The sequence below is a fragment of the Pseudomonas sp. Arb-4-2C genome, from assembly GCF_055755015.1.
The window spans coordinates 4,203,785-4,220,591 of the sequence record NZ_CM146899.1; the positions used below are offsets into that span (position 1 = coordinate 4,203,785).

Annotated in this window: 16 protein-coding genes, 5 tRNA genes and 1 riboswitch; of the genes, 6 read left to right on the top strand and 15 right to left on the bottom strand. The window is 57.6% G+C overall.

Annotated features, from left to right (window positions below):
* Window positions 1-160 precede the first annotated feature (160 nt).
* Complete coding sequence (locus tag AC0J41_RS19020; protein ID WP_256808928.1) at window positions 161-778, top strand: recombinase family protein; 618 nt, start codon at window positions 161-163, stop codon at window positions 776-778.
* Here AC0J41_RS19020 and AC0J41_RS19025 read toward each other — a convergent pair.
* Together AC0J41_RS19025 and AC0J41_RS19030 are read right to left on the bottom strand one after the other, a co-directional pair.
* The gene (locus tag AC0J41_RS19025) at window positions 756-2,096 is read right to left on the bottom strand and encodes a hypothetical protein (RefSeq protein ID WP_460063676.1); all 1,341 of its coding nucleotides are present in this window, start codon (window positions 2,094-2,096) and stop codon (window positions 756-758) included. The genes AC0J41_RS19020 and AC0J41_RS19025 overlap by 23 nt on opposite strands.
* Before the next feature lie 113 nt (window positions 2,097-2,209).
* A tRNA-Arg gene (locus AC0J41_RS19030) sits at window positions 2,210-2,286 on the bottom strand.
* A 294-nt stretch (window positions 2,287-2,580) separates the two neighbouring features.
* Between AC0J41_RS19030 and AC0J41_RS19035 the strand changes: the two genes are divergently transcribed.
* Both AC0J41_RS19035 and AC0J41_RS19040 read left to right on the top strand, forming a co-directional pair.
* Window positions 2,581-2,811: a hypothetical protein gene (locus AC0J41_RS19035; RefSeq protein ID WP_473013311.1), complete on the top strand. Its 231-nt coding sequence runs from the start codon at window positions 2,581-2,583 to the stop codon at window positions 2,809-2,811.
* A 20-nt stretch (window positions 2,812-2,831) separates the two neighbouring features.
* Entirely contained in the window at window positions 2,832-3,011 is a 180-nt protein-coding gene (locus AC0J41_RS19040) for a PA3371 family protein (RefSeq protein ID WP_025112918.1), read from the top strand.
* Here AC0J41_RS19040 and phnN read toward each other — a convergent pair.
* On the bottom strand, window positions 2,986-3,555 hold the full coding sequence (gene phnN / locus AC0J41_RS19045) for a phosphonate metabolism protein/1,5-bisphosphokinase (PRPP-forming) PhnN (protein ID WP_473013312.1): 570 nt from the start codon (window positions 3,553-3,555) through the stop codon (window positions 2,986-2,988). The genes AC0J41_RS19040 and phnN overlap by 26 nt on opposite strands.
* A gap of 389 nt (window positions 3,556-3,944) precedes the next feature.
* Here phnN and AC0J41_RS19050 point away from each other — a divergent pair, with 389 nt between their 5' ends.
* Complete coding sequence (locus AC0J41_RS19050; protein ID WP_003178899.1) at window positions 3,945-4,271, top strand: Arc family DNA-binding protein; 327 nt, start codon at window positions 3,945-3,947, stop codon at window positions 4,269-4,271.
* Between the two features lie 183 nt (window positions 4,272-4,454).
* On the opposite strand, the gene mgtE is transcribed toward AC0J41_RS19050, so the two are convergent.
* Entirely contained in the window at window positions 4,455-5,897 is a 1,443-nt protein-coding gene (gene mgtE / locus AC0J41_RS19055) for a magnesium transporter (RefSeq protein WP_025112916.1), read from the bottom strand.
* A gap of 321 nt (window positions 5,898-6,218) precedes the next feature.
* Here mgtE and AC0J41_RS19060 point away from each other — a divergent pair, with 321 nt between their 5' ends.
* Window positions 6,219-6,737 (top strand): cell envelope protein SmpA, encoded by a 519-nt coding sequence (locus tag AC0J41_RS19060; RefSeq protein ID WP_473013313.1) that lies wholly within the window; start codon window positions 6,219-6,221, stop codon window positions 6,735-6,737.
* Window positions 6,738-6,756: 19 nt separating this feature from the next.
* On the opposite strand, the gene AC0J41_RS19065 is transcribed toward AC0J41_RS19060, so the two are convergent.
* The 8 genes from AC0J41_RS19065 to ltaE all read right to left on the bottom strand — a co-directional run bounded on the left by AC0J41_RS19065 (window position 6,757) and on the right by ltaE (window position 12,866).
* Window positions 6,757-6,833, bottom strand: a tRNA-Arg gene (locus tag AC0J41_RS19065).
* Window positions 6,834-6,905: 72 nt separating this feature from the next.
* Window positions 6,906-6,982: transfer RNA gene (locus AC0J41_RS19070), tRNA-Arg, on the bottom strand.
* Window positions 6,983-7,053: 71 nt separating this feature from the next.
* Window positions 7,054-7,130 (bottom strand) — tRNA-Arg (locus AC0J41_RS19075).
* 107 nt (window positions 7,131-7,237) lie between these two features.
* Window positions 7,238-7,328 (bottom strand) — tRNA-Ser (locus AC0J41_RS19080).
* 62 nt (window positions 7,329-7,390) lie between these two features.
* Window positions 7,391-7,579 (bottom strand): carbon storage regulator CsrA, encoded by a 189-nt coding sequence (csrA, locus tag AC0J41_RS19085; protein ID WP_002554426.1) that lies wholly within the window; start codon window positions 7,577-7,579, stop codon window positions 7,391-7,393.
* Window positions 7,580-7,764: 185 nt separating this feature from the next.
* Entirely contained in the window at window positions 7,765-9,006 is a 1,242-nt protein-coding gene (locus AC0J41_RS19090; RefSeq protein WP_025112914.1) for an aspartate kinase, read from the bottom strand.
* 90 nt (window positions 9,007-9,096) lie between these two features.
* The gene (alaS, locus tag AC0J41_RS19095; protein ID WP_473013314.1) at window positions 9,097-11,715 is read right to left on the bottom strand and encodes an alanine--tRNA ligase; all 2,619 of its coding nucleotides are present in this window, start codon (window positions 11,713-11,715) and stop codon (window positions 9,097-9,099) included.
* A gap of 146 nt (window positions 11,716-11,861) precedes the next feature.
* Entirely contained in the window at window positions 11,862-12,866 is a 1,005-nt protein-coding gene (ltaE, locus tag AC0J41_RS19100) for a low-specificity L-threonine aldolase (RefSeq protein WP_473013315.1), read from the bottom strand.
* A 276-nt stretch (window positions 12,867-13,142) separates the two neighbouring features.
* A riboswitch (FMN riboswitch) is annotated at window positions 13,143-13,313 on the top strand.
* A gap of 101 nt (window positions 13,314-13,414) precedes the next feature.
* On the opposite strand from ltaE, the gene AC0J41_RS19105 reads away from it, so the two are divergent.
* Complete coding sequence (locus AC0J41_RS19105; protein ID WP_473013316.1) at window positions 13,415-13,924, top strand: 6,7-dimethyl-8-ribityllumazine synthase; 510 nt, start codon at window positions 13,415-13,417, stop codon at window positions 13,922-13,924.
* Between the two features lie 146 nt (window positions 13,925-14,070).
* Here the strand turns inward: AC0J41_RS19105 and astE are convergent, their stop codons facing one another.
* From astE to astB, 3 genes are all read right to left on the bottom strand, one after another.
* Window positions 14,071-15,081: a succinylglutamate desuccinylase gene (astE, locus tag AC0J41_RS19110; protein WP_473013317.1), complete on the bottom strand. Its 1,011-nt coding sequence runs from the start codon at window positions 15,079-15,081 to the stop codon at window positions 14,071-14,073.
* A gap of 12 nt (window positions 15,082-15,093) precedes the next feature.
* Entirely contained in the window at window positions 15,094-15,384 is a 291-nt protein-coding gene (locus tag AC0J41_RS19115) for a hypothetical protein (RefSeq protein WP_025112909.1), read from the bottom strand.
* Window positions 15,385-15,446: 62 nt separating this feature from the next.
* Entirely contained in the window at window positions 15,447-16,793 is a 1,347-nt protein-coding gene (astB, locus tag AC0J41_RS19120; protein WP_473013318.1) for an N-succinylarginine dihydrolase, read from the bottom strand.
* Between the last annotated feature and the right edge of the window lie 14 nt (window positions 16,794-16,807).

A 16,807-nucleotide genomic window follows, 5' to 3' on the forward strand; every position in this document is an offset into this window, starting at 1 on the left:
GATATCGAACAGCCATGATACTTGCTGCCAGTGGTGTTCTCTATGGTATGCCTGAGCTGATACGCGCTAATTCGTTTTTATTTGCGCATTCCGCTTGATAAGTAACACTCATAGTGTAACAGTATTAGTAGAACACCTTAACTGATACGGGCCGCACATTATGTTCATCCGCGCATACCTCCGAGCATCGACCGAAGAGCAGGACGCCGGCCGCGCCCGGGCATCGCTCGAGCAATTCGCCACAGACCACAATAAGGTAATCGCGAGTGTGTACCTGGAGAACGCTAGCGGCGCGTCGGCGGACCGCCCTGAGCTGCTGCGCCTGCTCAAAGATGCGCGCAAGGGTGACGTCTTGCTGGTGGAGTCGATAGACCGCCTCTCACGGCTTCCTGTGGAGGACTGGAAGAAGCTCAAGGCCGCGATCGACTCCACGGGCCTGCGCATCGTCGCGCTCGATCTACCAACGAGTCACCAAGGAATGCAGGACAACAAAGGCGACGAGTTTACCGGTCGGATGCTGGGCGCGATTAATTCGATGCTGGTGGAGATGATGGCGGCGATCGCGCGCAAGGATTACGAGCAGCGCCGCGAACGACAGGCCCAAGGAATCGAGAAAGCAAAGGCCGCGGGCAAATACCAAGGGAGACCAGTGGATGTCGATCTGCACAAGCGAGTAAATGAATTACTCGCTGCAGGAATAGGCATTCGTGCAACAGCCAGGCATGCAAACTGTTCCACAACCACTGTGTTACGGATTAGGGATTCGATGCCGAGCTAGGCTTTTCTTCGCCTGGCGGTACTACCACTTGGGCTGAGTTCGCAGCGACGTTTTCTGGCCGAGCTTTTAGCTTACCCAGCGCATCGCTCGCGAAATCCTTCATTTGGCTCGCGAAATTGGGAATTGATTTCATAGCGTCTTTGACCACATCCGACGCGAACAACTCGTGCCAAGGGCTGCCGTAGCTTGCGTTCTCTACGAGGCGCAAAGGTTGCTCATCCAGCCTAGATAGTGCCGAATCCAAAAGCTTCGCTTGAAGCTTGGGATCTATTCGCCCGGCCTCTCGGCTATAGCCATCGTACGCTCTGGATATTGAAGCCTTGAACGCATAGTCCTCAGAAAGACGGAAGCGCTGGCCGACCTGCTTCGTTGCTAGCCATGCAAACCAGACTGGCGCACCCACTGAGAGAACAGCAAGAGTCATATTCAGAACTATAAGAGAAACTGGCGCGCCACCTGGCTGAGTAATCAACACAGTCAAAGCTTTCAGCTGACCTGTGCCAACAATCCCTCCTACGGCAAGCGCAGTGATCAGCCCACCCAACCAAAGCCACATAGATTTATCGAGTGAAGCTGAGCGTTCGGTAAAGGCCGCTGCCAACCCAACGCTCGTGGCTGAAGAGTAAACAGACTCACATTTATTCAATACTTCGCCAGCTTGCGCATTAACCGCATCCAGAGCGATTTTGAGCGCCATGATTTCTTCACGAGCGGCCAAGATCTGAGCCCTGTCTTTTTCCGCTTCAACAGAAATAGACTCAATCTTGTGTCTTGCCTCGCTCAACATCTCAAGGTCAGCGGGTAGCTGATCTGCGGCTTCATATGCCCGCTCAATCCCCTCCACCATTGTCTGAACGGAGGCAGCTTTAGGCGAAATCTCCCTAAGACGGCTTTCCATCCCTCTGATTTGAGTAGCGGCTTTTCGAAGCGCTTTACTATTTTCTAGTGCTTGCTTGCTGTTGGGTTCAGTAAATGGAAGCAACAGCCTCTCTAAAGCTTGAAGGGTGATCACGAGCGCAGGAAGGGCCGATGTCGCGTTTTGCGAAACAACTTGCGTCAAGCTGTTAGCCCGCGTCCATTGAAGCGCAGCAACGAACTCGGTGAGCTCTGGCAAATCGCTACCTGGATCATCCGGATCGGCCGAAAGTAGCTTTGCGGAAATTGATTTTATCCAGGAGTGGAGATTGGATCGACTAACCGCAGCCACGCCCCAATGTCCAACCGCTTGTCCTAGAGGAACATTCGCAGGAACGGTTGACTCGATGAATTCTCCAATCGCATTGAGCTCAGAGAGAATTTCAGTAAAAACCTTGTGCATTTAACCCTCCTTAGTAAGCAGTAGGACATCGACAGAAATCAATAACTGCACCCGCCATGCACCCTTGGGATTTTAACTGGAGGGTAGGTAAACGCTCAAAGCATTGAATAATATGGTGTCCCAGGGCAGGTTCGAACTGCCAACCTTCCCCTTAGGAGGGGGATGCTCTATCCAATTGAGCTACTGAGACACTGAGTTGCCACGGCCGGACACGGCGCGACGGACGGCGTGCATGTTAACGGCCAGCCCTTGATTTGTCATGTCGTCCTTGGGCTTTTTAAGTGTAGGCAGGCGCCTTGCATGGCTGCGGGAACATTTACCGTGCATTTTGCACTACCCCAAAAAGCCATCATTGCAGATTGCAACCTGCACCTGCTGAAAAACCCTTCCAAATGCTTGTTTTTAAAGGACTTCACAGCGGTTAGACTGTTGGCATGACGGCTGCTTTGTCTGTTCGTATAACAGAACAATCGGAGTCGGACTCATGAACAGCGCTCTCTTGCTTGCAAACGCAATCGCTCTGGCAGTGTTGGTGGGCTTTCATTTCGTCCCCGTGGGTACTGAACCGGTAGCCCAGCGCATGCCGCATTACTTGCAGGTGCAGAAAGCGCCGCAGTGGGCGGTGCTGAGCGATCACGGCGACTTCGCAGCACAGGCGGTCAGTACGCCCGAGCAGTCACTGCCGACGCGCGCTACCGAACGTCTGGTTTTTTGAAATATCTTCAGGAGTACAGCATGTCCAGATCAGCCGCGGGATTTCTGATCCTCGCCTTATTGAGTGGCGTTGTGCATTTTTCGCTGTTCGAGGAAACCGAAGTCACCCTGCCCCTGATTGGCTGCGGCGTGTTTGCGGTGATGTTTGTGCTGGCGCTGGTGGCCGGGCGCAAGATCAAGTTCGATCCGGTATTGCGCTGAGCCGGATCAACGCGAGCAGTTGGTCGACGGCGTCAGCCAACGCACCCGAATTGTCGATCAGGTGCACAGGCAAGTCGCTTGACCGTCTGTCCTTGAATAACGCATTGCGCGCCAGCCTGGCGTCGATCTGCTCAGGCGTCTCTCGACCACGCCTGAGCAGGCGCTCACGCAAGACCTCATCCCTGACCGTCAATAGCACCGGCAGCAGCGTCGGGTAGCGTTCAAACGCCTGGCGCAGATTGGCGCGCGAACCGTTCACCAGCACATGGCGTCCGGTGTTCAACCATTCGTCGATTTCTAACGGGATACCATAGGCCAGACCATTGGCGTGCCAGGCCAAGGCAAAATCGCCTGCGCGCTGACGTCGATCGAACTCTTCGGGCGTCACGCCGACGGCGTCTTCACCGACCGATTCCGCTGATCGTGTAATCACCCGACGGATGATTTCGCAGTTCATCGCCCGCAATGGCTCACGTGCAGCCTCGATCAGGCTGTCCTTGCCTGAACCGGAAGGTCCCATCAGATAAATAAGCCTGCCATCCATCCTGAAAACGCCCTCCAACGGGTGTTTACCCCTAGTAAATCGGCAAATTGCCACTATCCTGTACAGGTAAGGAACAAGGATTGAAAGCCGCATAGCATGCACGTTCTGAGGTCTCACGACATCAACAGATGTGCACCAGGAAGCGGGCAGTGATACGGGCAGAGGCAAAGTTTTCAAACCAGTCCGCATTTCTGATAATTGGTGCTGGCATTACGCCTTTACCCAGCTCAATATTTGTCACAGAATTGACGCCAATGATCTGGCAATTTTGAGGCATGATGCGGGCCTCTTAACAATTCAGGTTGAACCATTTGGCGCGGATGCTTGTCCTACCACACATCCTGCGGCCAATCCCGAGAACCGCTCCCCTGAACTAACCGGTTAAATATATGCGCCCATTGAAACAGGCAATTTATTCCAGCCGTACGGCTGACAAGTTCGTCGTACGTCTGCCAGACGGAATGCGTGAACGCATTGCCGAGGTGGCTCGCAATCATCATCGCAGCATGAACTCCGAGATCATTGCGCGCCTTGAGCAGAGTCTTATTCAGGAAGGTGCACTGGGCGAAGAGTTGAGCATGCGCCTGGACAGTCCGGAGCTGTCATTGCACGAGCGCGAGTTGCTGCAACGCTTCCGTCAGCTGTCTCACCGCCAACAGAACGCTCTGGTGTCGCTGATCGCTCACGACGCCGAGATGGCCGCAGACGCGTCCTGAGCCACACCGAACATCTCAAGCCAGCATGATTGCTGGCTTTTTTTTGCCTGCGATTTGACCCGCTGGCCGCCTGGCAATGCATTCAGGGCGAGGGGACTTATCCCCTCACCACCGGTTACTGATCAGGCATGGAACAGGCACAAAAAAGCCCGCCATATTGGCGGGCTTTTTGTTTGCGGCCGGTTAGAGCAGGAAGATTGTCGCCAACCCCAGGAAGATGAAGAAGCCGCCGCTGTCGGTCATGGCCGTAATCATCACACTGGCACCCATCGCCGGGTCGCGACCCATCTTGGCCAGCGTCATAGGGATCAACACCCCCATCAGCGCCGCAAGCAACAGATTGAGGGTCATCGCCGCCGTCATCACCACTCCCAGTGACCAGCTGCCGTAAAGCAGATAGGCGACCACGCCGATCACCCCACCCCAAACCAGACCGTTGATCAACGCTACCGCCAGCTCTTTGCGCATCAGGCGCGAAGTGTTGCCAGTGCTGACCTGGTCGAGCGCCATGGCGCGCACGATCATGGTGATCGTCTGATTACCGGAGTTACCGCCGATACCCGCCACGATCGGCATCAGCGCCGCGAGCGCCACCAGCTTCTCGATCGAACCTTCGAACAGGCCAATCACCCGCGACGCGACAAACGCGGTAATCAGGTTGATTGCCAGCCACGCCCAACGGTTGCGCAGGGATTTCCACACCGAGGCGAAGATGTCTTCCTCTTCGCGCAGACCGGCCATGTTGAGGACTTCGCTTTCGCTCTCCTCACGAATCAGGTCAACCATTTCGTCGATGGTCAGACGACCGATCAGTTTGCCGTTCTTGTCGACCACCGGGGCCGAGATCAAGTCGTAACGTTCAAACGCTTGAGCAGCGTCATAGGCGTCTTCGTCCGGGTGAAAGCTCACCGGATCGCTGGCCATGACTTCAGCCACCTGCTTCTCCGGGTCATTGACCAGCAGACGCTTGATCGGCAGCACGCCCTTGAGCACGCCGTCGTAATCGACCACAAACAGTTTGTCGGTATGGCCCGGCAGCTCTTTGAGACGACGCAGGTAACGCAGAACCACTTCGAGGCTGACATCCTCACGGATGGTCACCATCTCGAAGTCCATCAGCGCACCGACCTGCTCCTCGTCATAGGACAGGGCCGAACGCACGCGCTCGCGTTGCTGCTGGTCGAGCGTCTCCATCAGCTCATGGACGACGTCTCGCGGCAGCTCGGAAGCCAGGTCAGCAAGTTCGTCGGCGTCCATGTCCTTGGCGGCAGCCAGGAGCTCGTGATCGTCCATGTCGGCGATCAGCGTTTCACGAACGGAATCGGATACTTCGAGAAGAATGTCGCCGTCGCGATCAGCCTTGACCAGTTGCCAGAGCGTCAGACGATCGTCCAGCGGCAGGGCTTCAAGGATGTAGGCAACGTCGGCGGAGTGCAGATCATCGAGTTTGCGTTGCAGCTCGACGAGGTTCTGCCGGTGAACCAGGTTCTCGACCCGGTCTTGGTGCGCGCCTTCCTGGCGATGAGTCAGGTCTTCGACGACCTTCTGGCGCTGCAGCAGCTCAACGACCTGAGCCAGGCGATCCTGCAGGCTTTCCTGTGTTTTCTTTACTTCGATTTCGGACATAGGCGAACTCCACTCCCAGCAGCGGGGCACGCCGGAAGGATCAATCAGTCAATTCATGATTGGTAAAACGGGCTACTGAATAACTACTGGGTAAGTCCATGGAGGTTTTCCACAAGCCCCGGCGGGGCTGACGGGCGCAATGATACACCGCCTGACGGTTTTAAACGTTAAAAAATCGCGGCCGAAACAAGCGCTTGCGAAACAAACCTGAGCGCTGTCCTGATCCTTGCAAATGCGACGACTCATCCTGAAAAGAAAACACACCGCCACTGAAAAATGTAGCGACTACCCTTGAGCGTAGCCCGTCAAGGAGGACGTCGAATGCACTCTGCAACAACCGGTTTTTTACTCATCACCCTGCTCTGCCTGCCGCCCGCCGGGGCCGCGACCACCCTGCATCGATGCGAGGCACCCGGTGGCCGCATCACCTTCACCAGTCTGAGTTGCGCGAGCGATGAACAGCTTTCGGTACAGCAAGTTCACCCCTACTCGCCCGGATCTGTCGTGGCGATCATGCCGGAGCACAACCACGAAGAAACATCCGGTATGAAAACCAGGGGCAGAGAGCCGGGTATCGTTGGTCGCATGCAGGACAAATGCGGCAACCTGATCGATGCCCGGCAGCGCCGTGAAGCAATCATCAATCAACGCGTCATTGCCGGCATGAACCAACAGGATGTCGAAAGCGCGCTCGGCAAACCGGACAAGGTGAATATTCGGACATCGACAACGAGCTATCGATACGACCTGAAACGAGGCCGCAGTGCTCAAGTCGATTTTGACGAGAAGGGATGCGTGAAAGGAAAAGCCAAATCGCAGACAGCAAAAAGCCCGCGTTAAACGCGGGCTTTTTGGTATATGGTGCACTCGACAGGATTCGAACCTGTGACCGCTCGGTTCGTAGCCGAGTACTCTATCCAGCTGAGCTACGAGTGCATTTTGTGTTTTTAGACCAGACCACAACTGGCTGAAGCCAAGTTCTTTATATCGCTATAAACAACTCTAAAATGGTGCACTCGACAGGATTCGAACCTGTGACCGCTCGGTTCGTAGCCGAGTACTCTATCCAGCTGAGCTACGAGTGCATTTGTGTTTTTAAACCAGACCACAACTGGCTGAAGCCGAGTTCTTTATATTGCTATAAACAACTCTTAAATGGTGCACTCGACAGGATTCGAACCTGTGACCGCTCGGTTCGTAGCCGAGTACTCTATCCAGCTGAGCTACGAGTGCATTTGTTGCGCCGCATTATAGCCCGTCTAATCTCTATTCCAACCACTTTTTCTAATAAATTCAACAACTTACAGAAAAAGCCAGATTACAACGTACTAAGCAAATAATGGCGGAGAACGGGGGATTCGAACCCCCGACACCCTTTTGAGGTGTACTCCCTTAGCAGGGGAGCGCCTTCGGCCACTCGGCCAGCTCTCCGCAACACGGGGCGTATCTTAACCAACCTTTTCCCCGTTTGCAAACATAAAAATCGATAAAAATTAATGGCTTGGTTCTTCGTCCTTCTCTTTCTTTATACGCAGGTAAATTTCCTCACGGTGCACGGCAACCTCTTTCGGGGCGTTGACGCCGATACGCACTTGATTTCCTTTAACGCCGAGCACGGTCACGGTGATTTCGCCATCACCGATAATCAGGCTTTCTGCGCACCGACGAGTCAGAATCAGCATACCTTTCTCCTCACGCAATTCTTCAGGGACAACAGTCTGCAAAAAAAAGGCACCCGACCTACAACCGGAGCGATCGTAGCCCTACATGCCTGAGTATTGACCAGCGCGAGCAAAAGAACAGTTCAGGGCTCGCGCCATTCAAAAAATAAAGGGCGCGGTCAGACCGCGCCCTTCAGGTGACCGGATTATTCGCCCTGACGGGCGGGAGCGTCCAGTTCGAAAGCCGTGTGCAGGGCGCGCACGGCCAGTTCCAGGTACTTCTCTTCGATCACCACGGAAACCTTGATTTCCGAAGTCGAGATCATCTGGATGTTGATGCTTTCCTTGGCCAGGGATTCGAACATGCGGCTGGCCACGCCTGCGTGGGAACGCATGCCGACGCCGACGATCGAGACCTTGGCAATCTTGGTATCGCCTACGACTTCACGGGCACCGATCTCGCGAGCGGTGTTTTCCAGCACGGTCTGTGCGGCCTGGTAGTCGTTGCGGTGCACGGTGAAGGTGAAGTCAGTGGTGTTATCGTGCGCAACGTTCTGCACGATCATGTCGACTTCGATGTTCGCGGCACTGATCGGGCCGAGAATCTTGAACGCCACGCCCGGGGTGTCTGGCACGCCACGGATGGTCAGCTTGGCTTCATCGCGGTTGAAAGCGATGCCGGAGATGATCGGCTGTTCCATGGTTTCCTCTTCATCAATAGTAATGAGGGTGCCCGGACCCTCCTTGAAGCTGTGCAGTACGCGCAGCGGAACGTTGTACTTGCCGGCGAATTCCACCGCACGGATCTGCAGCACCTTGGAACCGAGGCTGGCCATTTCCAGCATCTCTTCGAAGGTGATCTTGTCCAGACGCTGAGCGACCGGCACCACACGCGGGTCAGTGGTGTACACACCATCGACGTCGGTGTAGATCTGGCACTCATCAGCCTTCAGCGCCGCAGCCAGTGCCACGCCCGTGGTGTCGGAACCGCCACGGCCGAGGGTGGTGATGTTGCCGTGCTCGTCGACGCCCTGGAAACCGGCGACAACCACCACGCGACCTGCTTTCAGATCACCGCGAATCTTCTGGTCATCAATCTGCAAGATACGCGCTTTATTGTGCGCACTGTCCGTCAGGATCCGCACCTGATTACCGGTATACGACACCGCTGGCACACCGCGCTTGATCAGCGCCATGGCCAACAGGGCAATCGTCACCTGCTCACCAGTGGAAACGATCACGTCCAGTTCACGCGGAACCGGCTGCACGTCACCACTGATTTGCTTGGCCAGATCGATCAGACGGTTGGTTTCGCCGCTCATTGCAGACAGCACAACCACCAGGTCATCGCCGGCATCGCGGAATTTCTTAACCTTGTCGGCGACCTGCTCGATTCTCTCGACAGTACCGACCGAGGTGCCTCCAAATTTCTGTACGATCAAAGCCATTTCAAAGCCGCCTCTGCCCATGAAGGGCGCCCAATAATCACTCGAACAGCCGCCGGGCCCGCCACTAGACTGCGGGCCCGACGGGCCGTCTTATAAACCCTGCTCGACGAATGGAACGGTCAGCGCCAGTGCGCCATCCAGTGCGCCGGCGTCGACACCGCCGCCCTGCGCCATGTCCGGACGACCACCGCCCTTCCCGCCCACTGCCGCAGCAGCCTGTTTCATCAAATCACCGGCTTTGAGTTGGCCAGTCAGGTCCTTGGTTACACCTGCAACCAGTACGACCTTTTCCTCATGGACACTGCCGAGCAGGATCACTGCGCGGCCGAGTTTGTTTTTCAGCTGATCGACCAGCGCCAGCAGCGCCTTGCCGTCCTGACCCTCCAGACGTGCAGCCAGAACCTTCACGCCTTTGACGTCCACTGCCGAGTTCGACAGATCGTCGCCCGCGGCGCTGGCAGCCTTGGCTTGCAACTGCTCGAGCTGTTTTTCCAGTGCGCGGTTGCGCTCCAGCACTGCCGACAGCTTGTCGATCAGGTTGTCGCGGCTGCCCTTGACCAGGCTGGCCGCTTCCTTGAGTTGTTCTTCAGCGGCGTTCAAGTAGGCCAGTGCCGCAGCACCGGTGACTGCCTCGATACGACGCACGCCCGATGCCACACCGCCTTCGCTGATGATTTTCAGCAGGCCGATGTCGCCGGTACGGTTGGCGTGGATACCGCCACACAGCTCGACGGAGAAATCGCCACCCATGCTCAGCACGCGCACGTTGTCACCGTACTTCTCGCCGAACAGCGCCATCGCGCCTTTCTGCTTGGCGGTCTCGATATCGGTTTCTTCGGTTTCAACTGCCGAGTTCTTGCGGATCTCGGCGTTGACGATGTCTTCCAGTGCCTTGATTTGCTCAGGCTTGATCGCTTCAAAGTGGCTGAAGTCGAATCGCAGACGCTGGCTGTCCACCAACGAACCTTTCTGCTGAACGTGCTCACCCAGGACCTGACGCAGGGCAGCGTGCAGCAAGTGAGTAGCAGAGTGGTTCAACGAAGTCGCATGACGCACGTCGGCATCGACGTGGGTTTCCACCGGAGCGCCGATGGTCAGGCTGCCCGAGTCCAGCACACCGTGGTGCAGGAATGCGCCGCCGGTCTTGGTGGTGTCGCGAACGTCGAAACGTGCGCTGCCTGCCTGAAGGAAACCGCAGTCGCCGATCTGGCCGCCGGATTCAGCGTAGAACGGCGTCTGGTTCAGAACGATCACCGCCTCTTCGCCTTCATTCAAGACGTCAACCGACTGGCCATCTTTATAGATAGCGACAATTTTCGCCGAACCGCTGGTGTCGGTGTAACCGGTGAACTCGGTGGCCACATCCACCTTGACCAGGGTGTTGTAGTCCAGACCGAACGAACTGGCCGAACGCGCACGAACGCGCTGGGCTTCCATTTCACGCTCGAAACCGACTTCATCGACAGTCAGGCCGCGCTCACGAGCGATGTCAGCGGTCAGGTCCATCGGGAAACCGTAGGTGTCGTAGAGTTTGAACACCACGTCGCCAGGCACCACGGTGCCTTTGAGTTCCAGCAGATCCTGCTCGAGAATCTTCAGGCCATGCTCCAGGGTCTTGGAGAACTGCTCTTCTTCGGCCTTGAGTACGCGCTCGATGTTGCTCTGCTGCTTCTTCAGTTCCGGGAAGGCTTCGCCCATCTCGGCGACCAGCGCGGCAACGATCTTGTAGAAGAAGCTGCCGGTGGCGCCCAGTTTGTTGCCATGACGGCAGGCGCGACGAATGATCCGGCGCAGCACATAGCCGCGACCTTCATTGGATGGCAGTACGCCGTCGGCGATCAGGAAGCCGCACGAACGAATGTGGTCGGAAACCACTTTCAGCGAAGACTGATCGCCATTTTCGCAACCGATGGCTTCGGCCGATGCCTTCAGCAGGTTCTTGAACAGGTCGATGTCATAGTTGGAATTGACGTGCTGCATCACCGCACTGATCCGCTCCAGGCCCATGCCGGTGTCGACCGACGGCGCTGGCAACGGATGCAACACGCCATCGGCGGTGCGGTTGAACTGCATGAAAACGTTGTTCCAGATCTCGATGTAACGGTCGCCGTCTTCTTCCGGCGAACCCGGTGGGCCGCCCCAGATGTGGTCGCCGTGATCGTAGAAAATCTCGGTGCATGGGCCGCACGGGCCGGTATCACCCATGGTCCAGAAGTTGTCGGACGCGTAAGGCGCGCCTTTGTTGTCGCCGATGCGGATCATGCGCTCGACCGGCACGCCGATTTGCTGGGTCCAGATGTCATACGCTTCGTCGTCAGAGGCGTACACGGTGACCCAGAGTTTTTCCTTCGGCAGCTTCAACACGCCGGTCAGGAAGGTCCAGGCGAAGGTAATCGCATCGTGCTTGAAATAGTCGCCGAAGCTGAAGTTACCGAGCATTTCGAAGAATGTGTGGTGACGAGCGGTATAACCGACGTTTTCCAGGTCGCTGTTCTTGCCACCGGCACGCACGCACTTCTGGCTGCTGGTTGCGCGGGTGTACGCGCGCTTTTCCTGGCCCAGGAAGCAGTCCTTGAACTGGTTCATCCCCGCGTTGGTGAACAGCAGGGTTGGGTCGTTGCCCGGAATCAAAGAGCTGGAGGCTACACGGGTGTGGCCTTGCTCTTCGAAGAAGCGAAGGAAGGCTTCACGGATTTCTGCGCTTTTCATTAGGTTCTTCCACGGAGGCTGCGGCCAAAGGCCTGTACGAAACGTCAACAGACGAAACGACGGCAAAGGGCCGCATTATATCGGCCCTTCGCGCGGGGTACAGCGTGTTTATACGATAGTAACGGTCAATTGGACGGCTAACGCTGTCACTTGCGCGAAAACTCGACGAATGTCGCGATCACCTGCTCGATTTGCGAGCGATTGACGTCCATGTGCGTAACCATGCGCAGACGCGCAGCAGCGCTCAACTTGATCCCGCGCTCGGCGGCAAACGTCTTGAGTGCTTCGGCCTGGTCGCCCATTTGCACGTAAACCATGTTGGTCTGCACCGGTTCAACGCTGAACCCGGCTTCGCGCAAGCCTTCGGCCAGCAATTGCGCATTGGCGTGATCGTCCGCCAGGCGCTTTACGTTGTGCTCCAGCGCATACAGCCCCGCCGCCGCCAGCAATCCGGCCTGCCGCATGCCACCGCCGACCATCTTGCGCAGACGACGAGCCTTGCCGATCAACTCGGCTGAACCGCACAGCACCGAGCCCACCGGCGCACCGAGGCCTTTGGACAGGCACACCGACACCGAATCGAAATGCCGGGTGATCTCCCGGGCATCCACGCCCAGCTTGACCGCCGCGTTGTACAGGCGCGCGCCGTCCAGGTGCAGCGCCAGGCCACGGTCCTGAGTGAACTGACGCGCCCGGGCCAGATACTCCAGCGGCAGCACCTTGCCTTGCATGGTGTTTTCCAGCGCCAGCAGACGCGTGCGGGCGAAATGGAAGTCGTCCGGCTTGATCGCTGCGGCCACCTGCTCCAGATCCAGCGAACCATCGGCCTGCAACTCCAGCGGCTGCGGCTGGATTGAACCGAGCACCGCCGCACCACCGCCCTCGTACTTATAGGTATGCGCCTGCTGGCCGACGATGTATTCGTCACCGCGCTCGCAATGGGCCATCAGGCCCAGCAGGTTGCTCATGGTGCCGGTGGGCACGAACAGCGCGGCGGCGAAACCCAGGCGCTTCGCCAGTTCCGCTTCCAGACGATTGACCGTCGGATCTTCGCCGTACACGTCATCACCGGTGGCGGCGGCAGTCATCGCCTCGAGCATGGCGGGAGTCGGTTGGGTGACGGTGTCGCTGCGAAGATCGATAACGCTCATGAACCTGGCCTCAGAGTCAGCAGGGGAAATCCCTTTACGAAGGTCAATTACTGCGGTTCTCGCACCGATTAATCAACCCTTCAGCGCAAAAAGGTCAGGTTACTTCTTGAGAACGCGACATCCATATGGGAGCGAGCCTGCTCGCGAAAGCGGTTTGTCAGTGACACATCTGCTGACTGACACATTGCTTTCGCGAGCAGGCTCGCTCCCACAGGTTCTGTGCAAGCCCTGAAAATATGTGATAAAAACGCTGCGCCGCCCGAGAAAGGGCGGCCAAAACGTTCTCAGGGCGGGGTGCAATTCCCCACCGGCGGTAATTGCGCGCAATGCGCATAGCCCGCGAGCGCTTGGCGACGACACGGCATTTGCGGTGCACGGCGGCAAGGTCAGCAGACCCGGTGTGATTCCGGGGCCGACGGTCATAGTCCGGATGAAGAGAGAACGGGATTAACGCCAAAGGGCCGTCCGCGCGATGTTGTGCGCGCGCGCACCCTTGAATCCCTTTCGATTCATAACGCCCTGTTTTTCACACAAACAGGAGTCAGAACATGCAACCCACCGCTATCGACAGCAAATCCAAACACCCTCACGGCGAGCGCGTCGCGTTCATCCAGGCCTGCTGGCACAAGGAAATCGTCGACCAGAGCCGTAAAGGCTTCGTCGCCGAAATGATTGCCTTGGGCTATCAGGAATCGGACATCGACATCTTCGAAGTCGGCGGCGCCTTTGAAATGCCTCTGCACGCCAAGTTGCTGGCCAAGACCGGTCGTTATGCCGGTATTGTCGCGGCAGCCCTGGTCGTGGACGGCGGCATCTACCGTCACGAGTTCGTCGCCCAGTCAGTGGTCAGTGGCCTGATGCAGGTGCAACTGGAAACCGAAGTGCCGGTGTTCTCGGTATCCCTGACCCCGCATCACTTCCATGCCGGTGACGAGCATCAGAAGTTCTTCTTCGAGCACTTTGTGCACAAGGGTCAGGAAGCGGCCAGAACCTGCGCCGATACGCTGCACAAGGTCCGCGCGCTGCGTCGCAGTGAGCCACGGGCTGTAGCGGTCTGACCCTATCCGGATCGAGTGAGGCCCCAAACCTCACTCAAATCCAAATGTGGGGCTTGCTCGCGAAAGCCGTGTATCAGTACACAGATTCGTCACTGAAACACCGCTTTCGCGAGCAAGCCCGCTCCCACATCGGGTCTGAGACGTTCTCAGGATAAGTGTTCGTCAGTGCTCGGCACGATCAGGATGCCGGCGCGCAGGCCGTTCTTGACCTTCGGATTAGGGAAGATGATCCGCGCGCCCTCTTCCTCGATGACCCAGCGGGTATTGGCCAGATCTTCGGCCAGCAGATAACCCACATCCAATTCAGAAAAGTTCTCGATGTCCTGCGGCAGGTTCAGGCGGAAGGCATCGCTGTGCTTGATGATTTCCCGCGCGACGCTGAACAGCTGCAAGCCGTCCAGGCCTTCTTCAGCCATATCAGGCTCAGTGCCTTCGATGATCTGCTTCAGACGGGTTTCCAGCCGCGACACATCTACCCCTTGGTTCTGCCCGAACGGCCGCGCCTTGCCCAGCTCCAGTGTGAAGGCCTCGGCCCCCAGCTTGTCGTAGGTGTAGGCGCTGAACACGATCGAAGGTTTGTTCTGCAGCAGCACCGCCTCCATGCCGGCGGCACGCAAGCGCGCCAGTTCGCGGCGCGAATGCTGGCGACCTTCCTTCCACGGATACAAAGCGAACTGCTCGATCTTCGAGCCGCGAATCGCCGTGTGCAGGTCGTAGTGCAGACGCTGACGATCCGGCAGGTTGAAGAAGCTCGCTGCCAGGCGCTCCAGCTCACAGGCACGTATGGCTTCGGAACCGCTGGTTTGTTCATGACGGCCGTTGAACAGCCGATTGACGTCCTGCTCGACGAAGCGTTCGCCCTTGCGAATCGCCTCCGGGTTGCCGAACAGGAACAGAATGCGTGCACGCGGTTTCAGATCGCCGCGAGCGATGTCATGCAGCAGTCGATCGAGCAATTCGATCGGCGCTGTTTCATTGCCGTGGATGCCTGCCGAGAGCAGCAGATCCAGGCCATTGTCACGCGCTTCGGGTGGCCGGACTTCCAGCGCACCCTCGCTCAACCAGCGCATGCGCACGCCTTCGACAGTCAGTTGAGTCTTCTCCGCCGGTTCGCGGCCGGCGAGGGTCAGTTCAAGCAGTTTGCCGAGGGCGAGCATAGAGCGGTTTCCTTAGTGGTCGTGGTTGCAATCCGGGCCGTGCACGTGGTCTTCGTCGTCGCCGACGTCAGCCGGTTCCATTTCCAGTTGCAGACTTACCAGATTAGTTGCCAATGGGCGCAGCAGCAGGTTGGCGTACTCTTCGTCACCCTCTTCGACGTCCACGCCGATCAGCAACTGGCCGCGACCGTCCTGCTGGATCCACAGTTCTTTGCCTTGCCACATGACCGCGACGCGGGTGCAGGAAGTTTCCAGTTGCTTGCCGTCGGTGTCTTCAAGGATCAGCCGCAGGGAATCGCTCATGTCTTTTTTACGCTCTGTCAGGGAGAAAAGCCGCGCGTCGCGTTCAGGCGACGCGCTGGCCATCAATTGATCTGGAATGGATAAACCGAGCCCAGTTTAAGGATTTGCGTCAGTTCATCCAGTGCCGTCCGGCATTCAAGCAGCAATTGCGGGTCCGCCAGATCGGTTTCGCTCAGGCGGTCGCGGTAGTGCTTTTCAACCCATGCGGTCAATGAACCGTACAACGGTGCGGTCATGATAACCCCTGGGTTGACTGCCGCCAGCTCGGTTTCGTTGAGCGCGACGCGCAGTCGCAGGCATGCCGGGCCACCGCCGTTCTGCATGCTCTGCTTGAGGTCGAAGACTTTCACTTCACGAATCAGGCCGCCGGAGCTGGTCAGGCTTTGCAGGTAAGCCCACACGCGCTCGTTGGCCTGGCACTCTTGCGGCACGATCAGCAACATCGAGCCATCAGGGCGCGACAGCAACTGGCTGTTGAACAGGTAGGAGCGCACCGCGTCATCCACGGTGACCGCCGAACGCGGCACGCAGATCGACTGGAAATTGCCGCCAACCTTGGCGAGCTTGCCTTGCAGCTCTGCCAGCATCTGTTCGGTGTCGAGGAACGCGTCCTCGTGATAGAACAGCGCCTCGCCGTTACCCACGGCAATCACGTCATTGTGGAACACGCCCTGATCGATCACGTTCGGATTCTGCTGGGCGTACACCACGCCGTCGTCACGCAGACCATGCAGACGCGCAACAGCTTGCGAGGCTTCCAGAGTCTGGCGTGCCGGGTACTTTTGCGGCGCCGGGTAACGGGTGTCGAACGCACTGCGACCGAACACGAAGAACTCGACACCGGCTTCGCCGTATTCACGGCAGAAACGCGTGTGGTTGGCCGCGCCTTCGTCGCCGAACTGCGCCACCGCCGGCAATGCGGCGTGATGGGCGAAGTGCTGTTGATTGGCGAACATCGCGCCGAGCACGCGACTGGTCGTCGGATGCTCGATGCTGCGGTGGTATTTGCAGTTGAGGTTGGCGGCGGTGAAATGCACGCGACCGTCAGCGGTGTCGGCACTCGGGCTGACCGTGGCGGCGTTGGCCACCCACATGCTCGACGCCGAGCAACTGGCAACCAACAACGGCAAGGCTTCTTTCGCAGCCCGCTCGATCACTTGCGCGTCGGTGCCACTGAAACCCAGACGGCGCAACGCGGCTACGTCCGGACGTTCCTGCGGCGCCAGTACGCCTTGCTGAAAGCCCATGTCCATCAGCGCTTTCATTTTCGCCAGGCCTTGCAGCGCCGCTTCCTTCGGGTTCGAGGATTGCTGGCTGTTGCTCTGGGACGCAACGTTGCCGTAGGACAGACCACCGTAGTTATGGGTCGGCCCCACTAGACCGTCAAAATTGACTTCATAGGATTTCATCAGCGAGGCTCCAC

Coding starts and splice junctions, on each gene's coding strand:
- phnN (WP_473013312.1), bottom strand. CDS start 3,555: ATGGATGGCAGGCTTATTTATCTGATGGGACCTTCCGGTTCAGGCAAG.
- AC0J41_RS19040 (WP_025112918.1), top strand. CDS start 2,832: ATGTCCAGATCAGCCGCGGGATTTCTGATCCTCGCCTTATTGAGTGGC.
- AC0J41_RS19025 (WP_460063676.1), bottom strand. CDS start 2,096: ATGCACAAGGTTTTTACTGAAATTCTCTCTGAGCTCAATGCGATTGGA.
- AC0J41_RS19115 (WP_025112909.1), bottom strand. CDS start 15,384: ATGAGCGATTCCCTGCGGCTGATCCTTGAAGACACCGACGGCAAGCAA.
- astB (WP_473013318.1), bottom strand. CDS start 16,793: ATGAAATCCTATGAAGTCAATTTTGACGGTCTAGTGGGGCCGACCCAT.
- csrA (WP_002554426.1), bottom strand. CDS start 7,579: ATGCTGATTCTGACTCGTCGGTGCGCAGAAAGCCTGATTATCGGTGAT.
- astE (WP_473013317.1), bottom strand. CDS start 15,081: ATGCTCGCCCTCGGCAAACTGCTTGAACTGACCCTCGCCGGCCGCGAA.
- AC0J41_RS19035 (WP_473013311.1), top strand. CDS start 2,581: ATGAACAGCGCTCTCTTGCTTGCAAACGCAATCGCTCTGGCAGTGTTG.
- AC0J41_RS19050 (WP_003178899.1), top strand. CDS start 3,945: ATGCGCCCATTGAAACAGGCAATTTATTCCAGCCGTACGGCTGACAAG.
- mgtE (WP_025112916.1), bottom strand. CDS start 5,897: ATGTCCGAAATCGAAGTAAAGAAAACACAGGAAAGCCTGCAGGATCGC.
- ltaE (WP_473013315.1), bottom strand. CDS start 12,866: ATGAGCGTTATCGATCTTCGCAGCGACACCGTCACCCAACCGACTCCC.
- alaS (WP_473013314.1), bottom strand. CDS start 11,715: ATGAAAAGCGCAGAAATCCGTGAAGCCTTCCTTCGCTTCTTCGAAGAG.
- AC0J41_RS19060 (WP_473013313.1), top strand. CDS start 6,219: ATGCACTCTGCAACAACCGGTTTTTTACTCATCACCCTGCTCTGCCTG.
- AC0J41_RS19105 (WP_473013316.1), top strand. CDS start 13,415: ATGCAACCCACCGCTATCGACAGCAAATCCAAACACCCTCACGGCGAG.
- AC0J41_RS19090 (WP_025112914.1), bottom strand. CDS start 9,006: ATGGCTTTGATCGTACAGAAATTTGGAGGCACCTCGGTCGGTACTGTC.
- AC0J41_RS19020 (WP_256808928.1), top strand. CDS start 161: ATGTTCATCCGCGCATACCTCCGAGCATCGACCGAAGAGCAGGACGCC.